Source organism: Brevundimonas sp., from assembly GCF_036402095.1.
GTDB lineage: Bacteria > Pseudomonadota > Alphaproteobacteria > Caulobacterales > Caulobacteraceae > Brevundimonas.
In genome coordinates this window covers 1-14,409 of the sequence record NZ_DASWTO010000132.1, presented here as the reverse complement: position 1 = coordinate 14,409, position 14,409 = coordinate 1, and the positions used below count along the sequence as shown (strand labels likewise).

At 70.5% G+C, this 14,409-nt stretch carries 14 protein-coding genes; 9 read left to right on the top strand and 5 right to left on the bottom strand.

Going from position 1 to position 14,409, the window contains the following annotated elements; all coding sequences use genetic code 11:
* The 3 genes from VGD32_RS09620 to VGD32_RS09610 form a co-directional block, all read right to left on the bottom strand.
* On the bottom strand, nucleotides 1–692 hold a 692-nt coding region (locus tag VGD32_RS09620), incomplete at its 3' end, for a rod shape-determining protein (RefSeq protein WP_331031673.1).
* A 235-nt stretch (nucleotides 693–927) separates the two neighbouring features.
* Nucleotides 928–1,647, bottom strand: coding sequence for a TVP38/TMEM64 family protein (locus VGD32_RS09615; RefSeq protein WP_331031672.1), 720 nt, complete (start codon nucleotides 1,645–1,647; stop codon nucleotides 928–930).
* A 67-nt stretch (nucleotides 1,648–1,714) separates the two neighbouring features.
* Complete coding sequence (locus VGD32_RS09610) at nucleotides 1,715–2,464, bottom strand: MBL fold metallo-hydrolase (protein ID WP_331031671.1); 750 nt, start codon at nucleotides 2,462–2,464, stop codon at nucleotides 1,715–1,717.
* Between the two features lie 105 nt (nucleotides 2,465–2,569).
* Here VGD32_RS09610 and VGD32_RS09605 point away from each other — a divergent pair, with 105 nt between their 5' ends.
* The 4 genes from VGD32_RS09605 (at nucleotide 2,570) to VGD32_RS09590 (ending at nucleotide 8,102) form a co-directional block, all read left to right on the top strand.
* Nucleotides 2,570–3,145, top strand: a complete 576-nt coding sequence (locus VGD32_RS09605) for a helix-turn-helix domain-containing protein (protein ID WP_331031670.1) — start codon at nucleotides 2,570–2,572, stop codon at nucleotides 3,143–3,145.
* A 268-nt stretch (nucleotides 3,146–3,413) separates the two neighbouring features.
* Nucleotides 3,414–5,765 carry a glycogen debranching N-terminal domain-containing protein gene (locus VGD32_RS09600; protein ID WP_331031669.1) on the top strand — a complete coding sequence of 784 codons (2,352 nt, stop codon included), beginning with the start codon at nucleotides 3,414–3,416 and terminating at the stop codon, nucleotides 5,763–5,765.
* Nucleotides 5,765–6,799: an SDR family oxidoreductase gene (locus tag VGD32_RS09595; RefSeq protein ID WP_331031668.1), complete on the top strand. Its 1,035-nt coding sequence runs from the start codon at nucleotides 5,765–5,767 to the stop codon at nucleotides 6,797–6,799. The genes VGD32_RS09600 and VGD32_RS09595 overlap by 1 nt, the downstream gene beginning before the upstream one ends.
* Nucleotides 6,800–6,881: 82 nt before the next feature.
* Entirely contained in the window at nucleotides 6,882–8,102 is a 1,221-nt protein-coding gene (locus tag VGD32_RS09590; RefSeq protein ID WP_331031667.1) for a pyridoxal phosphate-dependent aminotransferase, read from the top strand.
* Here VGD32_RS09590 and VGD32_RS09585 read toward each other — a convergent pair.
* A complete protein-coding gene (locus tag VGD32_RS09585; protein WP_414644391.1) occupies nucleotides 8,099–9,115 on the bottom strand; it encodes a polyprenyl synthetase family protein in 1,017 nt (338 codons plus the stop codon). The genes VGD32_RS09590 and VGD32_RS09585 overlap by 4 nt on opposite strands.
* A 115-nt stretch (nucleotides 9,116–9,230) precedes the next feature.
* Here VGD32_RS09585 and VGD32_RS09580 point away from each other — a divergent pair, with 115 nt between their 5' ends.
* The 4 genes from VGD32_RS09580 to VGD32_RS09565 all read left to right on the top strand — a co-directional run bounded on the left by VGD32_RS09580 (nucleotide 9,231) and on the right by VGD32_RS09565 (nucleotide 12,394).
* The gene (locus VGD32_RS09580) at nucleotides 9,231–9,989 is read left to right on the top strand and encodes a tRNA1(Val) (adenine(37)-N6)-methyltransferase (RefSeq protein WP_331031665.1); all 759 of its coding nucleotides are present in this window, start codon (nucleotides 9,231–9,233) and stop codon (nucleotides 9,987–9,989) included.
* A 56-nt stretch (nucleotides 9,990–10,045) separates the two neighbouring features.
* The gene (locus VGD32_RS09575; protein WP_331031664.1) at nucleotides 10,046–11,314 is read left to right on the top strand and encodes an amidohydrolase family protein; all 1,269 of its coding nucleotides are present in this window, start codon (nucleotides 10,046–10,048) and stop codon (nucleotides 11,312–11,314) included.
* Between the two features lie 9 nt (nucleotides 11,315–11,323).
* Nucleotides 11,324–11,935, top strand: a complete 612-nt coding sequence (locus VGD32_RS09570) for a TIGR02466 family protein (protein ID WP_331031663.1) — start codon at nucleotides 11,324–11,326, stop codon at nucleotides 11,933–11,935.
* Between the two features lie 96 nt (nucleotides 11,936–12,031).
* Nucleotides 12,032–12,394 carry a hypothetical protein gene (locus tag VGD32_RS09565; RefSeq protein WP_331031662.1) on the top strand — a complete coding sequence of 121 codons (363 nt, stop codon included), beginning with the start codon at nucleotides 12,032–12,034 and terminating at the stop codon, nucleotides 12,392–12,394.
* A 35-nt stretch (nucleotides 12,395–12,429) separates the two neighbouring features.
* On the opposite strand, the gene VGD32_RS09560 is transcribed toward VGD32_RS09565, so the two are convergent.
* The gene (locus VGD32_RS09560; protein ID WP_331031661.1) at nucleotides 12,430–12,879 is read right to left on the bottom strand and encodes a PA2169 family four-helix-bundle protein; all 450 of its coding nucleotides are present in this window, start codon (nucleotides 12,877–12,879) and stop codon (nucleotides 12,430–12,432) included.
* Nucleotides 12,880–13,081: 202 nt separating this feature from the next.
* Here VGD32_RS09560 and ettA point away from each other — a divergent pair.
* The coding region (gene ettA, locus VGD32_RS09555; RefSeq protein WP_331031660.1) for an energy-dependent translational throttle protein EttA at nucleotides 13,082–14,409 on the top strand (1,328 nt) is incomplete at its 3' end.

The window sequence follows — 14,409 nt, the reverse complement described above, 5'->3', positions numbered from 1 at the left end:
AGGCCTTCGCCGTCGGCCGGGATGCGGGCGGTGCCGATGTCCTTCTTGATGCGCTCGGCGGTGGTCTCGCCGATCAGCAGGTTATGGTTGCGGCGCATGTAGGAGATGATCGCCTCGTCCATCTTGTCGCCGCCGACACGGACCGAGCGCGAATAGACGATGCCCGACAGCGACAGCACGGCCACCTCGGTGGTGCCGCCGCCGATGTCGACGACCATGGAGCCGGTCGGCTCGTGGATCGGCAAGCCGGCGCCGATCGCGGCGGCCATCGGCTCGTCGATCAGGCCGACGCGGCGGGCGGTGGCGTTCAGGCAGCTGTCGTTGATGGCGCGGCGCTCGACGGCGGTGGCGCCCGACGGCACGCACACGATCACCTTGGGGTTCACGAAGCCCTTGCGGTTATGAACCTTGCGGATGAAGTGCTTGATCATCTCCTCCGCGACTTCGAAGTCGGCGATGACCCCGTCGCGCATCGGGCGGATGGCTTCCATGTGGCCGGGGGTGCGGCCCAGCATCTGCTTGGCCTCGATGCCGACGGCGTGGACGATCTTGCGCCCGCCGACATTGCGCAGCGCGACCACCGAAGGCTCGTTCAGCACGATGCCCTTGCCCTTCATGTAGATCAGGGTGTTGGCGGTGCCGAGGTCGATGGCGATGTCGTTGGAGATCGCGCCGAAAATGCTGTTGAACATGGATCCGGGGTACCGTTCGTTCGGGCCTTGAAAGGGCGTTCGCAGTCTCGATCCGCTTCGGCGACGCCCCGGCCGCGCGCATCCCCATGAGCGCCGCCTCCTGATCGTTATCGCCTGACCGACCGAAGGCCCGTTTGCCCTTGTGCGGGGGGGATTACAAGCCCCATGCGCGCGGGGGCGGGTCCCCGGCGGCGCTATCTCCGGCCGAGCTGTTCACGTTCCCGTCAGCCAAGCTTCAGTCGGGCGCGCCGGCCGCCCGCTCGCGCCGCTTGACCAGCTCGCGGACGCCCAGCATCAGACCGAGCCAGACCACGGCGACTCCGGCCAGGATCAGCGAGGTCCAGACCCCGTCGCCGCTGACGGCCGAGACCACCGCGCCGCCGAAAAAGGCCACCAGGGCGGTCTTGGGCAGCACGCCGAGAGCGCAGCCCAGCAGATAGGCGGGGAAGGAGGCGCGGGTGGCGCCGAAGGCCATGTTGACGACGATGAACGGGGCCGAAGGCACGTTGCGGATCATGAAGCTGGCGTAGAAGGCGTTCTTGCCGACGAAGCCCTTGAGCCGGTTCAGGGTGCGGCCGCCGAAACGGTCCAGCAGCCGGGCCGTGGGACCGCGGCCCAGCCAGTAGGTGACGCCCGCCGAGACGACGGTCGCCACCCAGCTGTAGGCGAAGCCGAACCAGGGCCCGAAGGCGACGACGCAGGCGGCGATCAGGATGAACTGCGGGGCGCCGATGAAGGCGGCCGCGATGAACAGGGCCACGGTCGCCGCAAAGGCCCATGGACTGCCGGCGTAACCCTGCAGCCATGCCTCGAGATTTTCCTCGGCCGCCAGCCCCAGCCGGCTCTTGCCCAGCGCCAGCAGGCCGATTGTGGCTCCCAGCAGCAGCGCCGTCGCCAGGGCCGCCCGCCAGCGGCGGCCCTCCATGTTGAGGATGAAGTCGAGAAGGCGGCGCATGGGGCCGATTAGCATCCGGCGCCGACGGGGGCGAGAGGCGCCGATCAGGCCCCGGCCCGGCTTCCGGTCACGCGAATGCGGGTTCGGAGGTCCGTCGGCGCTGGAGCGCGCGGCGGTCGTAGTCGTCCGCGAGGGCGCGCAGGGCGGCGGCCCCGTCGCCTGTGAAGGACGGGCCGTGCATCAGCGCCAGGGTGCGCGGCGTCAGATCCGAAAGCCTGCGCAGGGTCGCGCCCATGTCGGGATTGAGCGCCGAATAGCCGAACACGTCTTCCGCCGCGATGGCGGGACCGACGATGTCGCGCTCGACCAGCGGCGGCTCATCTCCGGCCTGGGTGAAGAGGTCGCCGCAGAACAGGGTCCCGGTGGACTCCTCGTACAGAAGACCCGCGTCCCAGCCGTGCGGCGTATGCGGCGTGTCGATGTAGCGGACCCGCTTGCCGCCGCCGAGGTCGATTACCTCGCCGTCCTCGAGTGGACGCGGCGGCCTGTCGGCCATGTCGTTCAGCGAGACGTCGCAGCCGGTGCGGCCGTGGGCCACCCCGGCGTACGGCGCCGTGGCGAGCCACTCGTTCATGGCCCCGCATTCGTCGGCTTCATAGTGGCCGAAGGTGATCCAGCGCAACCGCTCGGGGGCGATCAGCCGGGAGGCCGCCTCACGCACCAGCGGGAACATGCGCCGAAGGCCCGTGTGGAACAGCAGGGGCTCGTCTCCGAGGACGAGAAACTGGTTGAAGGTCAGGCCTCCCGGGCCGACCTCCGGCACAAAGGTCGACAGGCGGTAGACGCCGTCGGCGATATCGGCGACGCGGGTCTGCATGGGATCCTCCGGTTGGACGGGACGGGTATTTGGTAGTACAGCCGTGTGTAACCAAATTGCGCAGCGCGTCAATATCACTGCGCATCGCTGATCAGTGAAAGCACCATGGCCCGGAGCTACACCCTCAAACGCCGCGCCGAGCAGCAGGCCCAGACCCGGCAGCGGATCGTCGAGGCCGCGGTCGAGCTGCACGGAACCGTGGGGCCTGCGCGGACCAGCCTGAGCATGGTCGCGGAACGGGCGGGCGTGCAGCGCAACACCTTCTATGCCCATTTCCCCGACGAGCGGAGCCTGCTGCTGGCGTGCTCGAGCCTGTTCATGGAGCGCAATCCGCCGCCCGACGCGGCCGGGTGGAGCCGCCTGGACGAGGGTGAGCGACTCCGGGTGGGCATCACGGCCGTCTATGGCTGGTATGGGCGGACAGCCGACGTGACCGGCTGCGTGCTGCGGGACGCCGGACATCACGCCCCCACGCGCGAGATCGCCGAGCTGCGGCTCGGGCCCGCGATCGCGGGCTGGCACGAGGTGCTGGGGGCCGGCCTGTCCGATCGGCAGCGGGCGCTTCTGCATCTGGCGCTGGATTTCCACAGCTGGCGCGCCCTTGTGCGGGAGGCCGGCCTGAACGAGGGCGCGGCGGCCCGGGTGATGGCCGGGGCGATCGAGGCCGCGCGGGAACGCTGACGCTTCGGGCCGGCCCCGGGCCGGAACAGCCGGGCTTTCCGCACGTTGCCGCCCTGGCGCAATGAACCGGGCGCGACGCTGCGGTCCGCCCCGGGTCGGCAACAGGCCGGCTGTCTTCATTGCGCCAGCCGAAGAGGCAAGCGATGTCCGTGGACAATCCGAAGACGCCGCCGGGATCATGCGCCGCCCGGGGCCGGTCCCCTTCCCTGCCGCGGGCTTTGGCGGCGCCCTCACGCCAGACCCGGCCGGCCGGCGGCGTGGCCGACAGGTGAGCCGCCACCGGAAAATCGCCGCCGGGACCGGCGCGGCCGGGCAAGACAACCTGGCCGATCGTTCGCTCGTGCGCCTGCGCGTCCGCCCGGGCGCCAATCATGTCAGCAGCGGGCGGACGGTGCTGGCCACGGACGACGACGGGGTGCTGACGCCGCGACTGGACCGCGGCCTGTTCGTCCACGAAACGCGCCTGCTGTCCCGATACCGCTATCTGATCGATGGGGCGGCGCCCCAGCCCGTGTCGGCGTCGAATGTCGATCAACGGTCGTGGCTTGGCTACTTCATCGCGCCGGCCCCGGGCGGAGAGACGGAAAAGGAACGGGACCCGATCTCGGGCGCGGCCCAGGAGGCGGTGGAGCTGCGGCTGTCACGCTATGTCGGCGGCGGCATGCACGAGGACGTCGATCTGACGAATTTCGCCCGCTGGCCGGTCGAGCTGGAGCTGACGCTCGAGCTCGAGTCCGACTTCGCGGACTCGGCCGAGACGGGCGGCGCCCGGCGGCAACGCGGCCGGAAGACCTCGGTCTGGACCGCCGCGGACGACAGCTGGGAACTGACGACGACCTATGAGGCCACGCACCGTTACGCGCATCAGGGCGACGAGGGCGTGGCCCGGATCCGGCGCGGACTCGGCGTGCGCTTCTCGAACGCCACGACCCCGCCGCGCCGCAAGCGCGACCGTATCGTGTTTTCCGTCCGCCTGGCGCCGGGGGAGCGCTGGCACTGCTGCGTCGACCTGACGCCGCGGATCGAGGACGAGGTCTTCCCGCCGCGATACGGATGCCGCTCCTTCGTGGCGCCGGACAACGAGTACGAACGGCGCACGGCCGTCTTCTTCGACGAAGCCACCCGCTTCTCGAGCGGCGAGAGCGATACCCTGGCGCCGGTGGTGGTCGGGGCTCTCGAACAGGGCAAGCGCGACCTCGCAGCCCTGCGCCTGTTCGACCTCGACACCGGGGACCACGCCTGGACCGTGGCCGCCGGACTGCCGCTTTATGTGGCCCTGTTCGGCCGCGACACCCTGACCGCCGCCTGGGAGGCGGCCCCGGTGACCACCAGCCTCATGCGCGGCACCTTGCCGGTGCTGGCGGCGCATCAGGGCCGCGTGCGGGACGACTGGCGCGACGAACAGCCCGGGCGAATGCTGCACGAGGCCCACACCGGTCCGCTTGCGGCCCTCAATTTCACGCCGCAGGGCCGCAGCTACGGCTCGCTGACCACTTCGGGCTTCTATCCCTTCGTCCTCGCCCAGCTGTGGCACTGGACCGGCGACAAGGCGCAGGTCGAGCCCTTCCTGGAGCCGGCCATCGCCGCACTGCAATGGCTCGACTCCTGCAGCGACCGCGACCGGGACGGCTTCTTCGACTACCGGACCCGCTCCGCGGAGGGGACCGAAAACCAGGGCTGGAAGGATTCCGGCGACGCCCTGGTGCACGCCGACGGCTCAGAGGCGGCGAAACCGATCGCGACCTGCGAGGAGCAGGGCATCGCCTACGCAGCCAAGCTGAACCTGGCCGAGGTTCTGTGGTGGTTCGGCCGCCGCGACGAGGCGAAACGTCTGGCCGACGAGGCCACCGAGCTGAAGGCGCGGTTCAACACGGCCTTCTGGATGGAGGACGAAGGCAGTTTCGCCATGGCGCTGGACGCCGACGGACGCCAGGTCCGCTCGATCGGTTCGAACGCCCTGCACTGCGTGGCCACGGGGATCGCCGACAAGGCCCTGGTGACCCGGACGCTGGACCGCCTGTTCGCCGCAGACATGTTCAGCGGCTGGGGCGTGCGCACCCTGTCGTCCGATCACCCGTCCTACAATCCGTATGCCTACCATCGCGGGACGGTCTGGCCGGTGGAGCACGGCCCGTGGGCGGTCGGCGCCTATCGCTACGGACTCCACGACAGGGTGAGCCAGATCTGCCGCGCCCAGTTCGAGACGGCGGCGCTGTTCGACCACTACCGCCTGCCGGAGTGCATCTCGGGGCATGCGCGCGACGTGGACCATCCCTTCCCGGCCGTCTATCCGGCCGCCAACGCGCCCCAGGCCTGGTCGGCGACCACCACCTACACCCTGCTTTCGGCCCTGCTGGGGATGCAGCCCTATGCACCGCTGCGGATGCTGTTCATCGACCCGCAGCTGCCGCCGTGGCTGCCGGAGATCACCCTCTCCGGGATGCGCGTCGCCGACGCCGTGGTCAGCCTGCGCTTCTTCCGCCGGCCTGACGGGCGCAGCGATTATGAGGTGCTGGACAAGCGGGGCCATCTGCACGTCGTCCGCCAGCCGAGCCCGTGGTCGCTGACCGCCAGTTTCGGCGAACGGGCGCGCGACATCCTCGCGGGGCTGACGCACTGATGCCCCGCACGGCGCCCAGGAACCGGCCGGACGGAGGCCAGCGCGACAGCCGCTCGGTCGTGGTCACCGGCGGTTCGGCCGGCGTGGGCCGTGCCATCGCCCTGCGCTTCGCCCGGAACGGCGCGCGGGTGGCGGTGCTCGGGCGATCGCGCTCCGGGGTCGAGGCGGCGGCGCGCGAGATCGAGGCTGCGGGCGGCGAGGCCCTGGCCCTGGCGGTGGACGTCAGCGACGCCGCCGCGGTCGCGGCGGCTGCGGACGAGGTGGCGCGGCGCTGGGGCGGCATCGACGTCTGGGTCAACAACGCCATGGCGACCATGTACGCCCCGGTGGCGCAGATGTCGGCGGCGGAGTTCCGGCGCATCACCGAGGTGACCTATCTGGGCTGCGTCCACGGGACGATGGCCGCCCTGACCCATATGCGGCGGCGGGACGCCGGCGTCGTCATCCAGATCGGATCGGCGCTCAGCTATCGCGCCATTCCGCTGCAGTCGGCCTACTGCGGCGCCAAATTCGCCATCCGCGGCTTCACCGAGGCCCTGCGCAGCGAGCTGCGCCGCGAGCGGTCCGGCGTCCGTATCAGCATGCTGCAGCTGCCCGCGGTGAACACGCCGCAGTTCGACTGGGCCCGCAACCTGTTCCCGCGCCGGCCGCGACCCGTCGCGCCCATCTTCCAGCCGGAGGCCGTCGCCGAGATCGCCTGGCGCGCCGCGCGGGACGCGCCGCGCGAGGTGTGGATCGGACTTCCGACGCTGAAGCTGATCGCCGGGTCCGTGCTGGCGCCGGAATATCTCGACCGTTATCTGGCCGGGGAAGGACATGACGCCCAGCTCAGCCAGCAGGCCGAGCCGCCGGATCGCGCGGACAATCTGTTCGAACCCGTCGAAGGGGCGCATCGGACGCGGGGCCGGTTCACGGGCGAGGCGAAACCATCGGTCACGGCCTTCGATCCGATGATCGTGCGCCTGGCCGCGGCCGGGGCGGCCGGGGTGCTGGCGGGGCTGGCGGGCTGGGCCGCCCGCCGGGTTCTGTCCTGAGCGCGTCGCGGCGCCCGGCTTCGTCATTTGATCGGCCTTTCGCAACTGCGTAAGGATTGCGCCGCCGTTCCCGGGAGTCGCCATGTCAAGCCAGCCGTCCGCCGTGCTCCAGTCCGCCGCCCTGGCGCGGGTCAAGCCGTCGGCCACCCTCGCGGTGACCGCCCGGGCCCGCGAGCTGAAGCGCGAGGGCCGCGACGTGATCGGCCTGGGCGCCGGCGAGCCGGACTTCGACACGCCGGACAACATCAAGGAAGCCGCCATCGCCGCGATCCGGCGCGGCGAGACCAAATACACCGACGTCGACGGCATCCCCGAGTTGAAGGCGGCTGTGGCGGCCAAGTTCAAACGCGAGAACGGCCTGTCGTACGGGACCGACCAGATCCACGTCGCGCCGGGCGGCAAGACGGTCATCTACAACGCGTTCGTGGCCACGCTGTCCGCGGGCGACGAGGTGATCGTGCCGGCGCCCTACTGGGTGTCCTATCCGGACATGGTGTTGCTGGCGGGCGGGGAGCCGGTGACGGTGGTCGGGCACGAGGCCGACGGCTTCAAATTGCGCCCCGAGGCGCTGGAGGCCGCGATCACGCCGCGTACGAAATGGCTGATCCTCAACTCGCCGTCGAACCCGACCGGCGCGGCCTACACTGGGGAGGAGCTGGAGGCGCTGGCCGCCGTGCTGCGCCGCCATCCGCAGGTGTGGGTGCTGACCGACGACATGTACGAGCACCTGATCTACGGCGACTTCGGCTACCGCACGATCGCCCAGGTGGCGCCGGACCTGTACGACCGGACGCTGACCGTGAACGGCGTGTCCAAGGCCTACGCCATGACCGGCTGGCGCATCGGCTACGGCGGCGGGCCGAAGCCGCTGATCGACCTGATGCGCAAGGTCGCCGGCCAGACCACCACCAACCCCTCCTCGATCAGCCAGTGGGCGGCGGTCGAGGCGCTGAACGGGCCGCAGGGCTTCATCGCCGAGCGCGCGAAGCATTTCGAAGCGCGGCGCGACCTGGTGGTGTCGATGCTCAATCAGGCCGCCGGGATCCGCTGCGCCACGCCGGAGGGCGCCTTCTACGTCTATCCGTCGATCGAGGGGCTGATCGGCAAGACGACCGAAGGCGGGGCGGTGATCGACGGCGACGACAGGTTCGCGGCGGAACTGCTGGACGCCGAGGGCGTGGCCGTGGTGCAGGGATCGGCGTTCGGCCTGAGCCCCTATTTCCGCATCAGCTATGCGACGTCGGAAAGCGTGCTGGAGGAGGCCTGCCGGCGCATCCAGCGGTTCTGCGCCTCGCTGCGCTAGGACGCCCGGCTGACGGCGAAGTCGGCCAGTTGCTCCAGGGCGTCGCGCCATTCGCCGGCGGGGAGCGGCGTCAGCGCCTCCTGGGCGGCCGCGGCGTAGTTCCAGGCGGTGTCGAGCGTGGCGCCGATGGCGCCGGTGCCGACGATCAGCTCGCGGGCGCGGCGGAAGTCGTCGTCGGTGCGCTCGCCCTTGTTGATGGTGCGCTCCCAGAAGGCGTCCTCGCGGCCGCGCGTGCGGGCGGCGGCGAGCAGCAGGGGCATGGTCACCTTGCCTTCGTGGAAGTCGTCGCCGGCGTTCTTGCCCAGCACCTCGGACGTGCCGCCGTAGTCGAGGGCGTCGTCGGCCAGCTGGAAGGCGAGGCCGAGGTTGAGGCCATAGGCGCGCAGGGCCTGCACCGCCGCCTCGTCGGCCATGGCGCCCACCGCCCCCGCCTCGGCGGCGGCGGCGAACAGCTCAGCGGTCTTGGCCGAGATGATGCGCAGATAGGTGTCCTGGTCCAGGTTGAGGTCGTGGGCGCGCGTCAGCTGCAGCACCTCGCCCTCGGAGATGACGCTGGAGGCGGTCGCGAGGATGCCGAGCGCGCGCATCTGTCCGGTCTCGACCATCAGCTCGAAGGCGCGGGCGAACAGGAAGTCGCCGACCAGCACGCTGGAGGGCGCGCCCCAGATCAGGTGGGCGGCGGTCTTGCCGCGGCGCAGGTTTGAGCCGTCGACCACGTCGTCGTGCAGCAGGGTGGCGGTGTGGATGAACTCAACCGCCGCGGCCAGCTTGCGCGAGGCGTCGATGTCGTCGGACGCGCCGGACGCCCGGGCGGCGGCCACGGTCAACAGCGGGCGCAGGCGCTTGCCGCCGGCCGAGACAAGATGCTCGGCCAGAAGGGGAATCACCGGCACCTGCGACTGCATCCGCTCGACGATGAGGGCGTCGACGGCGGCCATGTCACGTTTCGCCAGCCGCACCAGCGGCTCAACGTCTCCCTTGGGGCGGGAATCGGCGACGGTGACAGCGTCCAACGGAGAACTCATGGGCACGGCGCGCAGGGGAGGATCACGCCTGAAAATCCAGCCGCCGCTTGCAGGGCGGCGTCGCGGCGCACAATGGTGACCGGGCCATGAAGGGTCAAGCCGCGTGACCGTCGCACCGTTCATTCCGCAGGGCGGAGACATCGTCGAGAACGCCCTGCTGGGCGGCCGCGTGCGGCTGCGCCAGCCGGCGAAGGGCTACCGGGCCGGCATGGACGCGGCGCTGCTGGCCGCGGCGGCGGGCGCGCGGCCCGGCGAGCGTGTGATCGAGGCGGGATGCGGCGCCGGGGCCGTGCTGATGCAGGTGGCGGCGCGGACGCCGGGCGTGAGCCTGACCGGGGTCGAGCGCGACCCGGCCATGGCCGCGCTGGCGCGCGAGAACGCGGCGCTGAACGGCGCCGGGGCGACGATTCTCGAGGGCGACGTCGCGGCGGGATTCCGGGCCTTGGGCCCGGAGCCGTTCGACCGGGCGGTCAGCAATCCGCCGTTCTTCGACGATCCGGGCGCGCTGCGCACGCCCTCGCCCGGGAAGCAGGGGGCATGGATGGCCGACGACGGGCTGGCGGTCTGGACGCGGTTCCTGCTCAAGGCGGTGCGTGAGGGAGGGCGGATCACCGTCATCCATCGCGCTGACCGGCTGCCCGACCTGCTGACGTTGCTGGGCGAGACCGCGGGGTCGTTCTCAATCAGGCCGGTGCATCCCCATGCCGACGAACCGGCCAAACGGGTGCTGGTGCAGGCGGTCAAGACCGGCAAGGCGCCCCTGCGCCTGCTGCCGCCGCTGGTGCTGCATGACCGTTCGGGCGCCAAGCATACGGCGGAGGCGGAGGCCATCCTCCGGGGCGAGGCGGCGCTGGAGTGGTGACGGCTTGCCCACGGGCGCCGGCCGCGCTTCAGTGGCGGGCGAACAAGGGCGGCGCCATGCGGATCATCGTCATTCTCCTGGCCCTGATCGTGGCCGCGCCGGCGGCGGCGCAGGACGTGGTGCTGCTGCGGCCCGCGCGGATGTTCGACGGGGTCGAGCCGCGGCTTCACGAGGGCTGGTCGGTGCTGGTCCGGGGCCGGACCATCGAGGCCGTCGGCCCGAACCTGACCGTACCCGAGGGAGCGCGGGTCATCGACCTGCCGGGTCTGACGCTGATGCCAGGGATGATCGAGGGCCACGCGCACCTGTTCCTGCATCCCTACAACGAGACCAGCTGGGACGATCAGGTGCTGCATGAGCCGCTGGCGCTGCGGACGGCGCGGGCGACGGTGGCGGCGCGCGACACCCTGATGGCCGGCTTCACCACGGTGCGCGATCTCGGCACCGAGGGCGCGGGCTATGCCGACGTCGGACTGAAGCAGGCCATCGACCAGGGGATCGTGCCGGGGCCCCGCATCCTGACCTCGACCCGGGCCATCGTGGCCACGGGGGCCTATGGTCCCAAGGGCTTCGAGCCGGGCGTGGCCGTCCCTCTGGGCGCCGAGGAGGCGGACGGACCGGACCTGCTGCGCGTGGTGCGCAGCCAGATCGGCGCGGGCGCGGACGTGGTCAAGCTGTACGCCGACTACCGCTGGGGTCCCGGGGAGCCGAGCCGGCCGACCTTCACCCAGCCGGAGCTGACGGAGGCGATCGCCGCGGCCCATTCGGCCGGGCGCGAGGTGGCGGTGCATGCGGGCACGGCGGAGGGGATGCGGCGCGCGATCCTCGCCGGCGCCGACACGATCGAGCACGGCGATGCGGGCACGCCCGAGATCTTCCGCCTGATGCGCGACCGGGACGTGGCCTTCTGCCCGACCCTGGCGGCGACCGACGCCATCACCCGATACCGTGGCTGGGACGGTCAGGAGCCCGCGCCGGCGGGCGTGCTGGCCAAGCGCCGGGCCTTCGCCGAGGCGCTCGAGTCCGGGGTGACGATATGCATGGGCGGCGACGTCGGCGTCTATCCGCATGGCGACAACGCCCGCGAGATGGAGCTGATGGTCGCGGGCGGCATGCCGGCGGCCGAGGTGGTGCGCGCGGCGACCTCGGGCAATGCGCGCATCTTCGGCGTCGATGACCGGCTGGGCGCGATCCGGCCGGGCCTGCTGGCCGACCTCGTCGCCGTCGAGGGCGATCCGACACGGGACATCGCGTCCGTGCGCGCCGTGCGGCTGGTGATGAAGGACGGCGTCATCGTGCGCGACGACGCGGCCCCGGCGCGCTAGAGAGCCGCCATGTCCCTGCGCCCGCTTTTCGTCACCCAGGTCTATGAAGCCACGCTGGCGTCCGCGCCTGGCTTCCCGGCCTTCAACGCCGCTCTCGCCGACGCCTGCAGGATGCTGGCCGCCGAGGACCTGGCGGGGCGGATGTGGTGCCGCGAACATGGCTATCGCGGCTACACCTCCTACGGCTCCCTGACCGACCTGCCGCATCGCCTGCCGGAGTTCGCGGAGCTCAAGAAGCATCTGGACCGGCATGCCGTCGCCTACGCCAGGGCGCTTAACTTCAGCCTCGCCCGCAAGCCCCGGCTGGACAGTCTCTGGGTCAACATCCTCAAGCCCGGCGGCGGCCACACCGGCCACATCCATCCGCACGCCTTCCTGAGCGGCACCGTCTATGTCGAGGTGCCCGACGGGGCCTCGGCCCTGAAGCTGGAAGACCCGCGCCTGCCGATGATGATGGCCCGCCCGGCCGTGCACGCCGACGCGCCGGAAGCAGAGCGGCCGTTTGTCTACCTCGCTCCGCAGGCCGGAACCGTGCTGATGTGGGAGAGCTGGCTGCGCCACGAAGTGCCGACGAACGCCGCGAAGAGCGAACGCATCTCGGTCAGCTTCAACTACGCCTGACAGTCGACGTTAATGCTCCCGGTTAACGGGACGCCAATGATGACCGGGCGATGATGGAAGGCGTCCCGCTCAGGCCCTTCGTGTGACGGACCCGTCATGTTCCTGCCCCGCGCCACCGGCGTGATCCTTCTGCTGTACAGCGGCTTCCACATGACGCTGGGGCTGTGGGTGCCGCAGTTTCCGTGGCTGCTGACCGGAATCCTCCTGATCATCGGAGCCCTGGCCCTGCTGGCCTGCCGCGCGTGGTCGCGGATCGTGGTCTATGCGGCCGCCCTCGCGGCGGCCTGCGTGGGCCTGATCGGCCAGGTCGACGCGGCCGGAACCGCGCAGACCGACGTGCCCCTGGCCGTGGTGATCTGGAGCCTGTGGACCTCGCTGTGGCTGGCCGTCGCCTACGTCGGCGGACGCTATCTTCCGGGCGGCGGGGACGAGACGGACGCCGCCCCGCCCCGGCTCTGAAACGTCAGCGTCAGCCTGACGGCTGTCGCGGGCGATCAGTGCATCCCGGACTTCATCCGCTTCATCTCCTCGTGATCCGTGCGGATGGCGGCGCATTCGGCCTCGATCAGACGCCGCACGTGTTCGGGCAGGTCCGGGTCCCGTGACGCCGCCTCGAACTTCTCCTCGATGAAGCTCTCGCCGCGGTCGACCTCAGCGAGGACGCTCTCGTCGTCCCGCCCCATGATCTTGCCCTTCAGTTCGGTGAAGACATTGTGCGCCTTGCCCATGGCGGACTGATCGGTTTCGGGCTCGCCGCCGAAGCTGCGGACCTCGGACTGCAGCCGGCGCGACAGCTCCTCGCGCGTCGAGGCCTTGCGCGACAGCAGGGACCGGATCGGCGGGCTCTCGGCGCCCTCGGCCGCGTCACGATAGCCGCTGGCGCTGTCCAGCGTGGTCTCGATGAGGCTGTTCAGGACCTTGACGGCGTGATCCTGGCTTTGCATGGCGCTCTCCTTGGTTGTGGGGAATGCCGACAAACCGTCGCCGCGTCGGGGCGTTCCCTGCACGGGACCGATCTCCCCGTTTCGTGACCCGCGCCTTCAAACCGCCCCGCCCGGCCTCTAGACATTTGCCCTGACGGCGCGCGGTCGCTACACCCCGCGCCAACCTCCCCCCACTCCCGGACGACAGGGCGCGACGCGACTCATGGCGCAGCAATATATTTTCCAGATGCAGGGTCTGACCAAGACCTTCCCCGGCGGCAAGAAGATCTTCGAGAACATCTGGCTGAGCTTCTACAACGACGCCAAGATCGGCGTCGTCGGGGTCAACGGCTCGGGCAAGTCCACCCTGCTGAAGATCATGGCCGGGCTGGACAGCGAGTTCACCGGCGAGGCCCGGGCCGCCGACGGCGTCAAGCGCGGCTATCTGGAGCAGGAGCCGCAGCTCGATCCGGCCCTGACCGTCCGCGAGAACGTCGAGGCCTGGTGCGAGGAGAAGCAGTGGGTCACCCGCTTCAACGCCATCGCCATGGAGATGGCCGAGAACTATTCCGACGAGCTGATGGAGGAGATGACCGCCCTCCAGGAGAAGATCGACGCCGGCGACGTCTGGGACATCGACAGCCGCATCGAAATGGCCATGGACGCCCTGCGCTGCCCGCCGGACGACTGGATGACCACCAACCTGTCGGGGGGCGAGAAGCGCCGCGTGGCGTTGGCCCGGCTGCTGCTCAGCAAGCCCGACATGCTGCTGCTCGACGAACCGACGAACCACCTCGACGCCGAGTCGGTGGCCTGGCTGCAGCACCACCTCGAGAACTTCCCCGGCTGCGTCATCCTGGTGACACACGACCGCTACTTCCTCGATCTGGTGACCAAGTGGACGCTGGAGCTGGACCGCGGCAAGGGCCACCCGCACGAGGGCAACTACTCCAGCTGGCTGGAGGCCAAGCAGAAGCGCGTGGTGCAGGAACAGTCGGAATCCGAAGCCCGCCAGCGCGCCCTGACCCGCGAACTGGAATGGGTCCGGTCGGGCGCCAAGGCCCGTCAGGCCAAGTCCAAGGCCCGTCTGGCCGCCTATGAGCGGATGGTCGACGAGCAGGAGAGCATGCGCGGAGCCCAGACCCACGCCGTCATCCAGATCCCGCCCGGCCCGCGCCTCGGCAACGTCGTGCTGGAGGTCGAGAACCTCGAGAAGGAGTACGGCGACAAGATCCTGTTCAAGGGCCTGTCGTTCAAGCTGCCGCCCAACGGCATCGTCGGGGTCATCGGCCCGAACGGGGCCGGCAAGTCGACCCTGTTCCGTCTGATCACCGGCCAGGAGAAGCCCGACGCCGGGAGCATCCGCGTCGGCGAGACGGTCAAGCTGGCCTATGTCGACCAGAGCCGCGACGACCTGAAGCCGGACGAGACCATCTGGCAGGCCATCTCGGGCGGCACCGACGTGATGATGGTCGGCAAGCGCGAGATCAACACCCGCGCCTATGTCGGCAGCTTCAACTTCAAGGGCGGCGACCAGCAGAAGAAGGTCGG